The organism is Shinella sp. 20P9.1.1, from assembly GCF_057798995.1.
This window is the reverse complement of record NZ_JBYOLC010000002.1, coordinates 1-14338: the sequence shown is the minus strand read 5'-3', so window position 1 is coordinate 14338 and position 14338 is coordinate 1. Positions and strand designations below refer to the sequence as shown.

Annotated in this window: 15 protein-coding genes; 9 read left to right on the top strand and 6 right to left on the bottom strand. The window is 64.6% G+C overall.

Annotated elements, in window-relative coordinates; all coding sequences use genetic code 11:
* Positions 1-16 precede the first annotated feature (16 nt).
* Positions 17-832, bottom strand: a complete 816-nt coding sequence (locus AC27VQ_RS03630) for an alpha/beta hydrolase (protein ID WP_488715264.1) — start codon at positions 830-832, stop codon at positions 17-19.
* Between the two features lie 237 nt (positions 833-1069).
* Here AC27VQ_RS03630 and infC point away from each other — a divergent pair, with 237 nt between their 5' ends.
* From infC to pheT, 6 genes are all read left to right on the top strand, one after another.
* Positions 1070-1606: a translation initiation factor IF-3 gene (gene infC / locus AC27VQ_RS03625; RefSeq protein WP_117367530.1), complete on the top strand. Its 537-nt coding sequence runs from the start codon at positions 1070-1072 to the stop codon at positions 1604-1606.
* A 221-nt stretch (positions 1607-1827) separates the two neighbouring features.
* Positions 1828-2031 (top strand): 50S ribosomal protein L35, encoded by a 204-nt coding sequence (gene rpmI, locus AC27VQ_RS03620; RefSeq protein WP_117367528.1) that lies wholly within the window; start codon positions 1828-1830, stop codon positions 2029-2031.
* 38 nt (positions 2032-2069) lie between these two features.
* Complete coding sequence (gene rplT / locus AC27VQ_RS03615; RefSeq protein ID WP_119257270.1) at positions 2070-2474, top strand: 50S ribosomal protein L20; 405 nt, start codon at positions 2070-2072, stop codon at positions 2472-2474.
* 87 nt (positions 2475-2561) lie between these two features.
* Positions 2562-3428: a serine/threonine protein phosphatase gene (locus AC27VQ_RS03610; protein ID WP_488715263.1), complete on the top strand. Its 867-nt coding sequence runs from the start codon at positions 2562-2564 to the stop codon at positions 3426-3428.
* On the top strand, positions 3421-4506 hold the full coding sequence (gene pheS, locus AC27VQ_RS03605) for a phenylalanine--tRNA ligase subunit alpha (RefSeq protein ID WP_488715262.1): 1086 nt from the start codon (positions 3421-3423) through the stop codon (positions 4504-4506). The genes AC27VQ_RS03610 and pheS overlap by 8 nt, the downstream gene beginning before the upstream one ends.
* 24 nt (positions 4507-4530) lie before the next feature.
* Positions 4531-6957 carry a phenylalanine--tRNA ligase subunit beta gene (pheT, locus tag AC27VQ_RS03600; RefSeq protein ID WP_488715261.1) on the top strand — a complete coding sequence of 809 codons (2427 nt, stop codon included), beginning with the start codon at positions 4531-4533 and terminating at the stop codon, positions 6955-6957.
* A gap of 250 nt (positions 6958-7207) precedes the next feature.
* Here the strand turns inward: pheT and mbfA are convergent, their stop codons facing one another.
* Entirely contained in the window at positions 7208-8191 is a 984-nt protein-coding gene (mbfA, locus tag AC27VQ_RS03595) for an iron exporter MbfA (RefSeq protein ID WP_488715260.1), read from the bottom strand.
* A gap of 164 nt (positions 8192-8355) precedes the next feature.
* Between mbfA and AC27VQ_RS03590 the strand changes: the two genes are divergently transcribed.
* Complete coding sequence (locus AC27VQ_RS03590; protein WP_488715559.1) at positions 8356-9135, top strand: C40 family peptidase; 780 nt, start codon at positions 8356-8358, stop codon at positions 9133-9135.
* A gap of 40 nt (positions 9136-9175) precedes the next feature.
* On the opposite strand, the gene AC27VQ_RS03585 is transcribed toward AC27VQ_RS03590, so the two are convergent.
* The 4 genes from AC27VQ_RS03585 to AC27VQ_RS03570 all read right to left on the bottom strand — a co-directional run bounded on the left by AC27VQ_RS03585 (position 9176) and on the right by AC27VQ_RS03570 (position 12493).
* The gene (locus AC27VQ_RS03585) at positions 9176-9838 is read right to left on the bottom strand and encodes a YiaD family glycine zipper/OmpA-like lipoprotein (protein ID WP_313531584.1); all 663 of its coding nucleotides are present in this window, start codon (positions 9836-9838) and stop codon (positions 9176-9178) included.
* Positions 9839-9912: 74 nt separating this feature from the next.
* On the bottom strand, positions 9913-10818 hold the full coding sequence (locus AC27VQ_RS03580) for an EamA family transporter (RefSeq protein WP_488715259.1): 906 nt from the start codon (positions 10816-10818) through the stop codon (positions 9913-9915).
* A 99-nt stretch (positions 10819-10917) separates the two neighbouring features.
* The gene (locus AC27VQ_RS03575) at positions 10918-11943 is read right to left on the bottom strand and encodes a histone deacetylase family protein (RefSeq protein WP_488715258.1); all 1026 of its coding nucleotides are present in this window, start codon (positions 11941-11943) and stop codon (positions 10918-10920) included.
* Between the two features lie 139 nt (positions 11944-12082).
* Positions 12083-12493 (bottom strand): hypothetical protein, encoded by a 411-nt coding sequence (locus tag AC27VQ_RS03570; RefSeq protein ID WP_488715257.1) that lies wholly within the window; start codon positions 12491-12493, stop codon positions 12083-12085.
* 126 nt (positions 12494-12619) lie between these two features.
* On the opposite strand from AC27VQ_RS03570, the gene AC27VQ_RS03565 reads away from it, so the two are divergent.
* Complete coding sequence (locus tag AC27VQ_RS03565) at positions 12620-13396, top strand: helix-turn-helix domain-containing protein (RefSeq protein WP_488715256.1); 777 nt, start codon at positions 12620-12622, stop codon at positions 13394-13396.
* Positions 13397-13469: 73 nt separating this feature from the next.
* On the top strand, positions 13470-14338 hold an 869-nt coding region (gene xseA, locus AC27VQ_RS03560), incomplete at its 3' end, for an exodeoxyribonuclease VII large subunit (RefSeq protein WP_488715255.1).

The following is a 14338-nucleotide window of genomic DNA, read 5'->3' as shown; positions in this document are numbered from 1 at the left end:
ACGACACGCCCCCGCCTTAAGCGAGGCGCGCAAAAACCTCCGCAGCTTCCAGAATCTTGGCAATATCCTGCGGGCGCGACAGGCGGTGGTCGCCGTCGCGGATCATGGTCAGCACCACGTCGTCGCCGGACAGATGCTCCATTAGCCGCACCGCATGGGCATAGGGCACGTCGGGATCCGCCATGCCCTGCAGGATATGCACGGGGCAGCCCGTCTCGATGGCGCCGTCGAGCACGCGATTTTTCCGCCCATCCTCGATGAGAGCAAGCGTGTAGATGTTCGGATCGGGACCGTAGGGCGTCGGCTCCTCGAACTGGCCGCGCTCGGCCAGGGCAGTGCGCTCGGCTTCCGTCAGGTTCGGCTCGATCAGTTCCGAGGTGAAATCCGGCGCCGGCGCGATCAGCACGAGGCCGGCGATCTCGATATCCTTGTGCTTGGCCAGCTCGGCGACAGCGCGCAGCGCGATCCAGCCGCCCATGGACGAGCCGACGAGCACGACGCGGCGCGTGCCGAGCACCGTTGCCGCATGGTCGATGACGGCGAGTGATTCCTCCAGCCAGCGCGAGATCGTGCCTTCGACGAACGCCCCACCCGAGATGCCATGGCCGGAATAGTCGAAACGGATTGCGGCCGTGCCGATCCGCTCGGCCAGCGCTGCGAGCTCCACAGCCTTGGTGCCGCTCATGTCGGAACGGTAGCCGCCGAGCCAGACGAGATGGGCAAGCGCGTTGCCGGAGGCGGCTGGCTGAAGCGCCACGGCAATATTCCTGGCCGCATCACCCATTCCGACCGTGATGAAATCCGCACCCGCACCGTTGCCGTTCGCCGCCATCGTCCCTATCTCCTGTCCGTGCACCGACCCCATGCAAAAGCGCCTTTTTGCCGGTCTTTGGCCTCGAGCTAGACCAGATTCGCGCACGCAAGGACAGGTGGTGATTTTTTCCGCGCCGCGTGCTATTGACTTCACAAGCGCGATCAACACATTGCCGAAAACGCCGTCTATCCGGCAAAACGGCCCGGTCGCCGCACAGATTCATATCGTTCGAAACAGTTCGAGGAGAACACGACCATTCGCAGACCCTTTAAAGCGGAAGCCCCCGTCAAAGACGGCCCGCGTTCCAACCGGGAAATCCGTATTCCCCGCGTCCAGCTCATCGATGCCGAAGGCACCAACCACGGCACCGTTCCCACCGATCAGGCGCTCCGCATGGCGGAAGAAGCCGGCCTCGATCTCGTGGAGATTTCACCGAACTCCGAACCGCCCGTCTGCAAGATCCTTGACCTCGGCAAGCTGAAATATTCCAACCAGAAGAAAGCAGCCGAAGCGCGCAAGAAGCAGAAGATCGTCGAGATCAAAGAAATCAAGATGCGCCCGAACATCGACACGCACGATTACGACGTGAAGATGAAGGCGATGAACCGTTTCTTCGAAGAAGGCGACAAGGTGAAGGTGACGCTGAAGTTCCGCGGCCGCGAAATGGCCCACCAGGAACTCGGCATGAAGCTTCTCCTTCAGGTCAAGGAAGACACGCTGGCGATCGCCAAGGTCGAAGCCGAGCCGAAGCTCGAGGGACGCCAGATGATGATGGTGCTCGCGCCGAAGTGAGCCATCGGTCCCCGGACCGCACGGATCAAGCCGCCTTTCGGGGCGGCTTTTCCATTTTCGCCCCCGGAAATCCCGTTTTGCGGAATCCGGTTGCGCTTTAAGGGGACTTCGGTTACAAGCCGCCGTCCGAACGGTCCGGCAGGGCATGCCGTGGCCGTTCTTTACGCTGGAGAGGCGCCGTCGTCAGTGCCTCTCGAATTCAAGAAGAATGGAGTAGCAAAATGCCCAAGATGAAGACGAAATCGTCTGCCAAGAAGCGGTTCAAGATCACCGCGACCGGCAAGGTCGTCGCTGCCGCTGCCGGCAAGCGCCACGGCATGATCAAGCGTTCCAACAAGTTCATTCGCGACGCACGCGGCACCATGGTGCTGGCCGAGCCGGATGGCAAGAAGGTGGTCAAGAACTACCTGCCGAACGGTCTCTGAGACTAATCGCGCTTTTGAAACGTTAAGGAGATCATGACATGGCACGTGTAAAACGCGGCGTAACTTCCCACGCCAAGCACAAGAAGACGCTGAAGGCAGCCAAGGGTTTCTACGGCCGCCGCAAGAACACCATCCGCGCCGCCAAGGCAGCGGTTGACCGTTCCAAGCAGTTTGCCTACCGCGACCGCAAGGTCAACAAGCGCAACTTCCGCGCTCTCTGGATCCAGCGCATCAACGCTGCCGTCCGCGAGCACGGCCTGACCTACGGCCGCTTCATCGACGGCCTGAACAAGGCTGGCATCGAAGTTGACCGCAAGGTTCTGTCGGACATGGCGATCCATGAGACCGCAGCTTTCGGCGCGCTCGTCGCAGCCGCCAAGAAGGCTCTGGAATACCTCAAGGACGCCGGCACGAAGAACGAGTTTGAGACCGCCGTCAACTAACCGGCGCTCACAACAAATCTTCGCTTCGTTGTGAAACCCGCGCCGGGGAACCGGTGCGGGTTTTTGCTTTCAACCAGGATTGTAGCCATGGACGGCAAGCTTCTCGCGCTTGAGACGATCCCCCGGATGACCGACGGGGACATCGAGACGCTGCTTGCCGCGCTGACGCGCGAAACACGCCGCGTCGAGCGCGTGGACCTGTCCTTCGGCGCGGTCTGGATCAAGCGCTACGGCACCGAGCGCCCGCCGGTCTGGACTAGGGCGCAGACGACACTCGCCCGCCTGCTCGGCCAACCTTTCCTTCGCCCCTCCCCCGCGCTCGATAGCAAAGGCATGATCGCGCGAGAAATCCGCCGCATCGAGACGTTTGCAAAGGCCGGCGTGCCGGTGCCTGATGTGCTTTACTCCTCCGGCAGCGCACTCGTTCTGTCCGATGTCGCGCCGACGGTCACGGCCCGTCTCAAGGCGCTCGCCGCGACCGACCCCGCCGCCCATGACGACCTGTTGGTCGCCTGTGCCGCCCATCTCGGCGCGCTGCACGCCAAGGGTCTCTGTCACGGACGGCCGCATCCGCGCGATTTCTTCCTGGCGGGCGAGGCCATCGGCTTCATGGATTTCGAGGAGGAACCGGAGGCGGTCATGCCGCTTGCGACCGCCCAGGCGCGCGACCTCTGGCTGCTCTTCCTGCAGATCGCCGACCGCGCCCTTCTCGGGCGTGAGACCGCCGACAGGGCCTTTGCCGCCTGGCGCCATGCCGCGCCAGCCGGGATAGACGGGGAACTGGTGAAAATGCTCCGGTTCCTCGGCAAGTTTTTGTCGCCAACCCGATTGATCGGGCGCGTGCACATGGGTAGTGATCTCAGGCGCTTCCTCGCCGCAACTGGCTACCTATCCGACGTTCTCCTGAACGGTCCCCGCCCGGCCGACGCAAGCAAAGCAGGTAAAGATGACTGAACTCGACACACTGGAAAAGCAGCTCCTCACCGACGTTGCCGCAGCCTCCGATGAGGCGGCGATCGAAGCCGTGCGCGTTTCCGCACTTGGCAAGAAGGGCTCCGTCTCGGAACTCCTGAAGACGCTCGGCACCATGTCGCCGGAAGAGCGCCAGACGCGCGGCGCGGCCATCAACGCGCTGAAGACGCGCGTCACGGACGCCATTACCGAACGCAAGACCGCGCTGCGCGATGCCGCCATCGACGCCCGCCTGAAGGCCGAGACGGTCGATGTCAGCCTGCCGGTCCGCTCGTCGCCGGCCGAACGCGGCCGCATCCATCCGATCAGCCAGATCGTCGACGAGATCACCGCCATCTTCGCCGATATGGGTTTTTCCATCGCCGAAGGCCCTGATGTCGAGACCGACTACTATAACTTCACGGCGCTGAACTTCCCCGAGGGCCATCCGGCCCGCGAAATGCACGACACGTTCTTCTTCCCGGCGGACGAGAACGGCGACCGCAAGGTGCTGCGCACGCACACCTCGCCGGTGCAGGTGCGCACGATGGAAGCGCAGAAGCCGCCGATCCGCATCATCATTCCCGGCAAGACTTACCGCCAGGATTCGGACGCGACCCATTCGCCGATGTTCCACCAGGTCGAAGGCCTCGTGGTCGACAAGAAGGCGAATGTCGCCAACATGCGCTGGGTGCTGGAAGAGTTCTGCAAGGCCTTCTTCGAGGTCGACAGCGTCACCATGCGCTTCCGCCCGTCCTTCTTCCCTTTCACCGAGCCGTCCTTCGAGGTCGACATCCAGTGCGACCGCTCGTCGGGTCCGATCGTCAAGTTCGGCGAAGGCACCGACTGGATGGAAATCCTCGGCTGCGGCATGGTCCATCCGAACGTGCTGCGCGCCGGCGGCCTCGATCCCGACGAATATCAGGGCTTTGCCTGGGGCATGGGCCTCGACCGCATCGCCATGCTGAAATACGGCATGCCCGACCTGCGCGACTTCTTCAACGCCGACGTCCGCTGGCTCAGCCACTACGGCTTCCGCCCGCTCGACATGCCGACCTTGTTCGGCGGCCTCAGCGCATAACCGGCATCCAAGGAGAAACTATCCATGAAATTCACGCTCTCCTGGCTGAAGGACCACCTCGACACCGACGCGTCGCTCGAAGACATCTGCGCGAAGCTGACGGCGATCGGCCTTGAAGTGGAAGACGTCGACGACAAGGCCGCGTTCAAGCCCTTCGTCATCGCCAAGGTCGTCTCGGCCGAACAGCATCCGAATGCCGACAAGCTGCGCGTCCTGATGGTCGATACCGGCAAGGGCGATCCGATCCAGGTGGTCTGCGGCGCGCCGAACGCCCGCGCCGGCCTCGTCGGCGCCTTCGCGGCGCCCGGCACCTATGTGCCCGGCATCGACGTGACGCTCGCCGTCGGCACGATCCGCGGCGTCGAGAGCCGCGGCATGATGTGCTCGGAGAAGGAACTCGAAATCTCCGACAACCACGACGGCATCATCGAGCTTTCCGCCGATGCGCCCGTCGGCCAGAGCTACGCGTCCTATGCCGGCCTCGACGATCCGGTCATCGAGATCAACCTGACGCCGAACCGCCCTGATTGCACGAGCATTTTCGGCATTGCCCGCGACCTCGCCGCCTCCGGCCTCGGCACGCTCAAGACCCCGAAGGCCCCGTCCTTCACGGTCGAGGGCGAGACGCCGGTCAAGGTGAAGCTGGAGCTTGGCGGCGACGATCATCTGTGCCCCGGCTTTGCACTGCGCCTCGTGCGCGGCGTCAAGAACGGCCCGAGCCCGCGCTGGATGCAGCAGCGGCTTCTCGCCATCGGCCTTCGCCCGATCAACGCGCTCGTCGACATCACCAACTACATGACCTTCGACCAGGGCCGTCCGCTGCACGTCTTCGACGCCGCCAAGGTGAAGGGCAATCTCGTCGTGCGCCGTGCGGCGGAAGGCGAGAAGGTGCTGGCGCTCGACACGCGCGAATACACGCTGAACCCCGCCAACGTCGTCATCGCCGACGACAATGGCGTCGAATCCATCGGCGGCATCATGGGCGGCGAACATTCCGGCTGCGACGAGAACACCGTCGACGTGCTGATCGAATCGGCCCTCTGGGATCCGATGAACGTCGCCAAGACCGGCCGCTCGCACGGCATCATCACCGATGCGCGCTACCGCTTCGAACGCGGCGTCGATCCGGAATACATGGTGCCCGGCCTCGAGCGTGCCACCGAACTGGTGCTCGAACTCTGTGGCGGCACGCCGGCCAAGACGGATGTCGTCGGCTACAAGGGTTATGACGCCAAGATCGTCGACTTCCCCTTCGCCGAGGTGAAGCGCCTGACCGGTCTGGACGTGTCGGAAGCCGAAAGCGCCAATATCCTGACCCGCCTCGGCTTCGTCGTGACGGGTTCGGGCGAGCGCGTCTCTGTCGCGATCCCCTCCTGGCGTCCCGATGTCGACGGCAAGGCGGACCTCGTCGAAGAGGTCATGCGCATCCACGGCGTCGACAACATCCGCCCGGCGCCGCTCGAAAGCCACGGTTCGGTCAACGGCCGCATCCTGACCACGCTGCAGATCCGTTCACGCGTTGCCAAGCGGGCGCTTGCCGCGCGCGGCATGCTGGAAGCCGTCACTTGGTCCTTCATCCCGAAGGCGCATGCCGAACTGTTCGGCGGCGGCGCGCCCTCGCTCGCCCTGTCGAACCCGATCGCGGCAGACATGTCGGACATGCGCCCCTCGCTGCTGCCGGGCCTGCTCGCAGCCGCCCAGCGCAATGCCGACAAGGGTTACGGCGACGTCGCGCTGTTCGAAGTGTCCGGCACCTATGAGAACGACCGGCCCGAGGGCCAGCGCCGCGTGGCCGGCGGTATCCGCCGTGGCACGGCGTCGCTCGCCGGGTCCGGCCGCCTGTGGTCGAATGCCGCCAAGGGCGGTGGCAAGCCGGTCGATGTCTATGACGCCAAGGCCGATGCGCTCGCCGTGATCGAGGCTTGCGGCCTGCCAATGGGCAATGTGCAGATCGAGCCCGGCGCCCCGGCCTGGTATCATCCGGGCCGCTCCGGCACGATCAAGATGGGTCCGAAGATCGTTCTCGGTTACTTCGGCGAATTCCATCCGAAGGCGCTCGGCGCGCTCGACGTCTCCGGCGCGCTTGCCGGCTTCGAGATCTTCGTCGATGCCATGCCCGACCCGAAGAGGAAGGCGACCCGCACCAAGCCGGCGCTCGACCTCTCGCCCTTCCAGGCCGTCAAGCGCGACTTCGCCTTCGTCGTCGACAAGACGGTGGAAGCGGGCGCCATCGTGCGCGCCGCGACCGGCGCCGATCGCAAGCTGATCTCCGCCGTCAACGTCTTCGACGTCTTCGAGGGCGCCTCGGTCGGGGAAGGCAAGAAGTCGATCGCTATCGAGGTCGTCATCCAGCCGACCGACAAGACGCTGACGGATGAGGATTTCGAGGCGCTGACCGCCAAGATCGTCGGCAATGTCGTGAAGACGACGGGCGGCGCGCTACGCGCCTGATCAACATCAAAACGGGGCGGTAACGCCCCGTTTTTCGTTTCGTGAGGGGTGGTCGCAATTTGTGAACGCACCGTCATCGGCGGGTGGATTGCGGAATGGTTAGCGAGACCTTAATTCCCTCCTCAGGAGGGATAACGAGGTCAAAATGGAATCCATTGCCAATCTTCTGCCTGTCGCCGCCATGGGCTTCGGCATCTATCTTTTCTTCCGCTGGGTCGTCAGCGACATGAACCGCCCCGCAGGTTCGTGATCACGCATTGCCGATGAGCACGCCGGCTGCCAGCACGAGGCTGCCGCCCAGCACGACCTGCATCGCCGCGCGCCAGAACGGCGTCTCCATATAGCGGTTCTGGATGAAAGCGATCGCCCACAGTTCCACGAACACGACGAAGACGGCGATGCTCGTCGCCAGCATGAAGTTCGGAATGAGATAGGGCAGCGCGTGGCCAAGGCCGCCGAGCGCCGTCATGATGCCGGAGGCAAGGCCGCGTTTGACCGGCGAGCCGCGCCCGGAGAGTTTTCCGTCGTCATGGGCGGCTTCCGTGAACCCCATGGAGATGCCGGCGCCGACCGAGGCCGACAGGCCGACGAGGAAGGTCTGCCAGGTATCCTGCGTGGCGAAGGCCGCGGCGAAGATCGGTGCGAGCGTCGAGACCGAGCCGTCCATCAGGCCGGCAAGGCCGGGCTGCACATAGGTCAGCACGAATTGCCGCCGCGCCGTCTGGTCTTCCTCTTCCTTCACGTCCGCAGGGGTGTGCTTCTCGCCGAGCCGCCGGGCGAGCGATTCGTGCGATTTCTCCGCCAGCGCCAGATCGCCCAGCAGTTTTCGCGTCGCCGCATCCTGCGTGCGCGCCGCCGCCATCAGGTAAAAGCGGTGCGCCGCCGCCTCCATGGCTTCCGCCTGCGCACGGATACTTTCCAGCGGCATGTTGCCGATCAGCCAGTCCGGCTTGCGCTCCGGAAAATCCCGCACGAATTCGCGCCGCACCAGCGGAATGCGGTCGCCAAAGCGGGCGATGTGCCGGTCGATCAGCATCTGGCGGTGATGGCTCTCCTCCGCCGCCATCTCCTCGAAGACACGGGCGGAATTGGGATAGGCGTCGCGCAGCGCATCCGCATAGGCGAGATAGATGCGCCCGTCATCCTCTTCGGAGGTGATGGCGAGCGCCAGGATTTCCTGTTCGCTCAGCGATTCGAGGCTGCGTTTGCCGGGGCGGAGAAGGCTGGAGAACATCGTCAAACATCCAGTTTAGAATAATTCTAAATATAGCAAGCGATAGGATTTGGTCAACCTCGACAGGAGGCCGCGTGGGACGCTAGAGTGACCATCGCAAAGACTGCAAGGGATGAGACGTGACCGCCGCACTGAAGCCTCTTTCCGCAGGCCGCGACACGCTGATGGACCGTCTCGGCCGAAAACTTGCCGAACGGCTGGAAAGCCAGACCTCCGGCTACGAGCCCTACACGCCTTCAGACCCCGAGACCCTGGCGCGCACGCTGCGACCGGGCGATATCCTGCTGATCGAGGGTAACCAGAAGGTCTCGGCGGCGATCAAATACCTCACGCAATCGACCTGGTCGCACGCCGCCCTCTTCGTCGGTGACCAGGTGCCGCTGACGCTCGACCAGGCCGCCCTGCGCGCAACCGAACGGCCGCAGCTCATCGAGGTCAATCTCGGCGAAGGTTGCGTGGCCGTGCCGCTCACCAAATACCGCACCTACAACACCCGCATCTGCCGCCCCGTCGGCCTGACGCCCGACGACCGCGACATGCTGGTCTCCTTCATGGTCTCGCGGCTTGGGCTGAAATACGACCTGAAGAACATCACCGACATGCTGCGCTATTTCCTGCCCACGCCGCCCATCCCGGTGCGCTGGCGCCGCCGCATGATCGCCTTCGGCTCGGGCGATCCGACGCGAGCGATCTGCTCGACGCTGATCGCCGAAGCCTTCGAGCGCATCCGCTACCCGATCCTGCCGGACGTGACGCGCGCCCCCGGCCATGCCGCCGCCACCTCGACCTATTCGCGCGAGGAAATCCTGCACATCCGCCACCACTCGCTCTACACGCCGCGCGACTTCGACCTCTCGCCCTATTTCGAGATCGTCAAGCCGACGCTGGAATACGGCTTCGACTACAAGCGGCTGGAATGGGCGCCAAACAGAGAAGGGCCGTAAAACGGCCCCTCGCAACATCCGGCGATGAAAGCGTCGTGGCTCAGTTCTTGAGCGGCGAGATCGCAATCTCCACGCGGCGGTTCTGCGCGCGTCCCATTTCCGTCGCGTTGGAAGCGATCGGGCGCTCCAGGCCGTAGCCCATGGCCGACATGCGGCGCGGATCGACACCGCGCGAGGCGAGGTAGTTGGCGACCGAATTGGCGCGGCGGTTGGAGAGATCCATGTTGTAGCCGGCATTGCCGACCGAATCGGTATGGCCGTCGACGTCGATCAGCGTCTTTTCGAACTTGCGCAGCACGATCGCCACCGAATCGAGCGTCGGATAGAACGGCGGGATAACCTGGTCGCGGTCCGTCGCGAAGGTGACATTCGAGGGCATGTTGAGCACGATGCGGTCGCCGACGCGCGTCACCGAAACGCCGGTGCCCTGCAGCTGCGCGCGCAGCTCCGATTCCTGGTTGTCCATGTAATTGCCGATGGCGCCGCCGGCGAGCGCGCCGACACCCGCGCCGATCAGCGCGGCATTGCGGCGCTGCACGGGGTTGTTGCCGATGAGCAGGCCCGCGACCGCGCCGACACCGGCGCCGATGGCGGCTCCGCCGGCCGTGTTGGAAACCTTCTGCTCGCCCGTATACGGGTCCGTCGTCGTGCAGGCGGAAAGGTAGGTCGCGGCGAGCGCAACGAGCGCAACTTTCTTCAACATGGAATGTCCCCGGAAACGTCGATGATTCTGCTTCAACCTAGCGATTGCGGCAGGAACATGAAAGGGGGCCGTTTTCAGGCGGCTTTCCCCTCGCCTTCGCCGTTTTCGCTCGATGTGACACCCGCACTCGCCGCCACGACCAGCGCCGTGCCGAGCATCTGCAGCGGCGTCATCGGCTGGCTGAGCACGAGGAAGCCGGCCAGTGCGCCGAGCGCCGGCTCCAGGCTCATCAGAATGCCGAAGGCCGACATGGGCATGCGGCGCAGCGCAATCATCTCCAGCGCATAGGGAAAGAGCGGCACGAGAACGGCAAGGCCGAGCATCATGCCGAGCCCCTCCGGGTTCATTGCATCACCGACGCGCGGCAGGCCGAACGGGGCGGCGGCGATGGCGGCGAAGAGAAGCGACATCGAGAGGCCCTCCAGCCCCTTGAACACCGCCCCGGTCTTCTTCATGAGGATGATATAGGTGCCCCAGCCGACGCCGGCACCGCAGGCGAACATCATGCCCACGGGATCGCCGACCCAGCCCGAGCCGTCATGGGAGAGCAGTACGACGCCGATGAAGGCCGCGACCGGCCAGATCAGCCGCCAGCCCTTGCCGAGCGACCAGGTGGCGACCGCCAGCGGCCCGAGAAACTCGATGGCGACGGCAAGGCCGAGCGGAATGCGGGCGATCGCCGCGAAGAAACACAGCGTCATCGCCGCCATGGTAGCGCCGAGCAGGGCGGCACTCTTCCACTGTTCGCGGCTGTAGGAGCGCATCGGCGGGCGCACGATCAGCGCGAGGATCACTGCCGCCATGACGAGGCGCAGGAAGGTCGTCGTCGAGGGGCCGAAGGCATGGATCGCCGTCGCCGAAAAGGCCGAGCCGAACTGGATGCTCGACATCGAGCCGAAGCACAGCAGGATGCCCGTGAAGAGCCCCGCATTGCCCGAGCCCGAGAGACCGCCGCCGGCCGCCGCCTGTTGATCTGCCATAATAACTCCTCCTCTAGGGCACCCAGTCCTAGAGGAGGGTCTGCCATCAGACAAATGGATAATCGTGACGCCTTACTTCAGTAATTTTGATGCAAGATATCAGCCCGTAATACCCTTCAGCGTGTTGGCGACGTTGAGGCCGATCTGCGGCACGCCGTAGCCGCCTTCCATGCAGACGAGGACCGGCACACCGGTCGCCGCGACCACCTTGCCCATCGTGATGTAATCCGGCGAGGTCAGCTTGAAGAAGGAAATCGGATCCTCCTCGAACGTATCGACGCCGAGCGAGAGAACGATCACCTCCGCGCCGAAGGCTTCGATGCGCTTCAGCGAATCCTTCAATGCCGCCTCCCAGACGGAATAGGGCGTGCCCGGCGGCATCGGATAGTTCTGCGTGGAACCCAAGCCGGCGCCCTTGCCGGTCTCCTCGGCATAACCCAGGAAATGCGGGAAGGCCTCGGCCGGATCGCCATGCAGCGAGGCGAAATAGACGTCGTCGCGCTCGTAGAAAATGTCCTGCGTGCCGTTGCCGTGGTGGAAATCGACGTCGAGGATCGCGACCTTCTTGGCGCCCTTGTCGAGGAAGCGCTGGGCGGCGACGGCGGCATTGTTGATGAAGCAATAGCCGCCGAAACTATCGATGCCGGCATGGTGGCCGGGCGGGCGGCAGAGCGCGAAGGCGGACTTTGCGCCGCCGGCGACGATATCGGCCGCCGTCAGCGCCGTCTGCATCGAGGAGAGCGCCGCCTCCCAGGTGCCGGGCGAGATCGCCGTTTCCGAGGCGTTGCAATAGTAGCCGAGCAGGCCGTCGATCTGGGTGGGGATGCGCGGCGAGGTGCGGCGCACGGGGAAGGACGTGGCGATCGCCTCACCCTTGTAGCCGGCGGCCTGCCACTGCGTCCAGGCGGTCTGGAGGAAGGACAGGTAGCCGGCGTCATGCACCTTATGCGCGGTTTCGAGGCCGTGGCGCTCGGGCGCGGCGATGTCAGTAAAACCGGCCTCCTTGACCGCAGCTAGAATCCATTCGGCCCGGAACGGTGCCTCGAAGGGCGGCACGAGCTCACCGCCGTAAAGCTCGCTGCGAGCGTTCCTGAGCTTGTGGTCCTCGGAAAAGATAACGCGCATGAAAAGTCCCCATTGTCATTTGGACGCGACGGTAGTGCATTTTTCCGGCAAGGGAAATCTCTCCCGCGGGGTAGGTTTTCGCCCAAAATGCAAATCCGCCCCGGCCGATGGCAGGGCGGATTGCGGGACGATCCATGCTTCAGGCGAGCAGGGCCTTCCGCTGGCGGCCAAGGCCGATCTGCTTGATCAGCATTATATCGGCAACCGCGACGGCGGCGACGGCGATGAGGCCCATGCCGACGGCCGTCAGGCTGCCATGGCCGAGAACGAGCACGGCCACACTGCCAAGCACCCAAAGCGCATCGCCGATCATGACGAAGCGCACGGCGGCGGGCGATGGCTGCTCCTGCCGGCCGACGGCGAGGTGAAAACCGCCCCAGAAGACGAAGAACACGGCGAAGGCCAAGAGAATGCCGGGTGTAACGAGCGGACCGACGAGGCCGCTGAGCGGGCCGGAAAAGGCGAAGAGCAGGCTGGCGGTGGCGAGCGAGAAGACGCCGTCGAACAGCATGATGGACTTCAAGAGATTGCGGTTGAGGGTGGCGAACATGATGGGCTCCTTTCGTTTCGATGCGCCGATCCTGCCGGTCGCCGTGCGGCAAACCAATTACGTCAGAGGTAATGGAAATCATGTCCCGCCTCGTGTTGAGTATGCGGGCAATCAGCGGAGGCTAGGATGGAATTCGGCGAACACCTGAAGGAATGGCGCAGCCACCGGCGCATGAGCCAGCTGGAACTGGCGAGCGAGGCCGGCATTTCCTCGCGCCACCTCTCCTTCCTCGAAACCGGCCGCTCGCGCCCTTCGGAAGGCATGATCCTGCGGCTCTCCGCCGTGCTCGACATTCCCGCGCGCGATCAGGGCCTGCTGTTTTCCGCCGCCGGCTTTCGCCCGCGCTTCGGCACGGCGCCGGCCAAAAGCCTCGCCGCCGTGCCGCCCGCCGTCGCCGAGGCGATCGGCCTCATCCTCGGTCGGCACGATCCCTATCCGGGCGTCGTCTTCGATCATGAATACAATGTGCTGACGGCCAACCAGGCCTTTCTCGGCCTTGCCGGCATGGCGGGCATCGCCGTCTCGCCCGGCGACAATTTCCTCGATGCCTATCTTGGCCCGACACCGCTGCGCTCCATCGTCGTCAACTGGGCGCAATCGGCCGCCGATCTCGTGCACCGCATCCGCGCGGAGGCCTGGCTGCAGGGGCCGCGCAGCCCGCTCCTCAAGCGCATCGAGCGGCTCGCCGCCGCGGACGACATCAAGGCGGCGCTCGAAACCTTCCCGGAGGGCGACCGCCTGCCGATCCTGCCCATCGAGATGAAGATCGGCACGAAGCGCTTCAACTGGATCACCACGCTGACCTCCTTCGGCTCGGCGCAGGATGCGCTGGTGCAGGGCGTGCTGATCGAGAGCTTCTTCCCCGCCGATGCCGAGACGCGGGCACATTTCGAGGGCGCGTAAAGGCGTCCAAACAGACTGGGGATGCCGCCGCCTCCACCCTGTCCTGCGGCGCCAAACGCACTACATTCGCGCCATGAGCTTCTTTTCCGAGACTGATTCGCCGACCAACCTCACCGAATATTCGGTGTCGGACCTGTCCGGCTCCATCAAGCGCACCATCGAGCAGGCGTTCGATCAGGTGCGGGTGCGCGGCGAGATTTCCGGCTATCGTGGCCAGCATTCCTCGGGACATGCCTATTTCTCGCTGAAGGACGACAAGGCACGCATCGACGCCGTCATCTGGAAGGGCAGCTTTTCGCGCCTGCGCTTCAAGCCGGAAGAGGGCATGGAGGTGATCGCCACCGGCAAGATCACCACCTTCCCCGGCTCGTCGAAATACCAGATCGTCATCGAGGCGCTGGAGCCCGCCGGCGCCGGCGCGCTGATGGCGCTCCTCGAAGAGCGCCGCCGCAAGCTTGCCGCCGAAGGCCTGTTCGATACCGAACGCAAGAAGCCGCTGCCCTTCCTGCCGAAGGTCATCGGCGTCATCACGTCGCCCACCGGTGCCGTCATCCGCGACATTCTCCACCGCATCGCCGATCGTTTTCCGGTCCATGTCGTCGTCTGGCCCGTCAAGGTGCAGGGCGAAGGTTCGGGACAGGAGGTGGCGGCCGCCATCGAGGGCTTCAACACGCTCGATCCGCTCGGGCCGATCCGCATCCCGGATGTGCTGATCGTCGCGCGCGGCGGCGGTAGTCTGGAAGACCTCTGGAGCTTCAACGACGAGATCGTCGTGCGCGCCGCCGCCGCCTCGAAAATCCCGCTGATCTCGGCCGTCGGCCACGAGACCGACTGGACGCTGATCGACCACGCCGCCGACCGCCGCGCGCCGACACCGACGGGAGCCGCCGAAATGGCCGTGCCCGTGAAGGCCGATCTCGACGCCGAAGTCGCCTCGCTTGC

Excerpts from the sequence above, each read along its gene's own strand:
- pheS (WP_488715262.1), top strand. The coding sequence starts at position 3,421 with ATGACTGAACTCGACACACTGGAAAAGCAGCTCCTCACCGACGTTGCC.
- AC27VQ_RS03610 (WP_488715263.1), top strand. The coding sequence starts at position 2,562 with ATGGACGGCAAGCTTCTCGCGCTTGAGACGATCCCCCGGATGACCGAC.
- pheT (WP_488715261.1), top strand. The coding sequence starts at position 4,531 with ATGAAATTCACGCTCTCCTGGCTGAAGGACCACCTCGACACCGACGCG.
- rpmI (WP_117367528.1), top strand. The coding sequence starts at position 1,828 with ATGCCCAAGATGAAGACGAAATCGTCTGCCAAGAAGCGGTTCAAGATC.
- rplT (WP_119257270.1), top strand. The coding sequence starts at position 2,070 with ATGGCACGTGTAAAACGCGGCGTAACTTCCCACGCCAAGCACAAGAAG.
- AC27VQ_RS03630 (WP_488715264.1), bottom strand. The coding sequence starts at position 832 with ATGGCGGCGAACGGCAACGGTGCGGGTGCGGATTTCATCACGGTCGGA.
- AC27VQ_RS03590 (WP_488715559.1), top strand. The coding sequence starts at position 8,356 with ATGGACCGTCTCGGCCGAAAACTTGCCGAACGGCTGGAAAGCCAGACC.
- mbfA (WP_488715260.1), bottom strand. The coding sequence starts at position 8,191 with ATGTTCTCCAGCCTTCTCCGCCCCGGCAAACGCAGCCTCGAATCGCTG.
- AC27VQ_RS03575 (WP_488715258.1), bottom strand. The coding sequence starts at position 11,943 with ATGCGCGTTATCTTTTCCGAGGACCACAAGCTCAGGAACGCTCGCAGC.
- AC27VQ_RS03585 (WP_313531584.1), bottom strand. The coding sequence starts at position 9,838 with ATGTTGAAGAAAGTTGCGCTCGTTGCGCTCGCCGCGACCTACCTTTCC.
- AC27VQ_RS03580 (WP_488715259.1), bottom strand. The coding sequence starts at position 10,818 with ATGGCAGATCAACAGGCGGCGGCCGGCGGCGGTCTCTCGGGCTCGGGC.
- AC27VQ_RS03565 (WP_488715256.1), top strand. The coding sequence starts at position 12,620 with ATGGAATTCGGCGAACACCTGAAGGAATGGCGCAGCCACCGGCGCATG.
- AC27VQ_RS03570 (WP_488715257.1), bottom strand. The coding sequence starts at position 12,493 with ATGTTCGCCACCCTCAACCGCAATCTCTTGAAGTCCATCATGCTGTTC.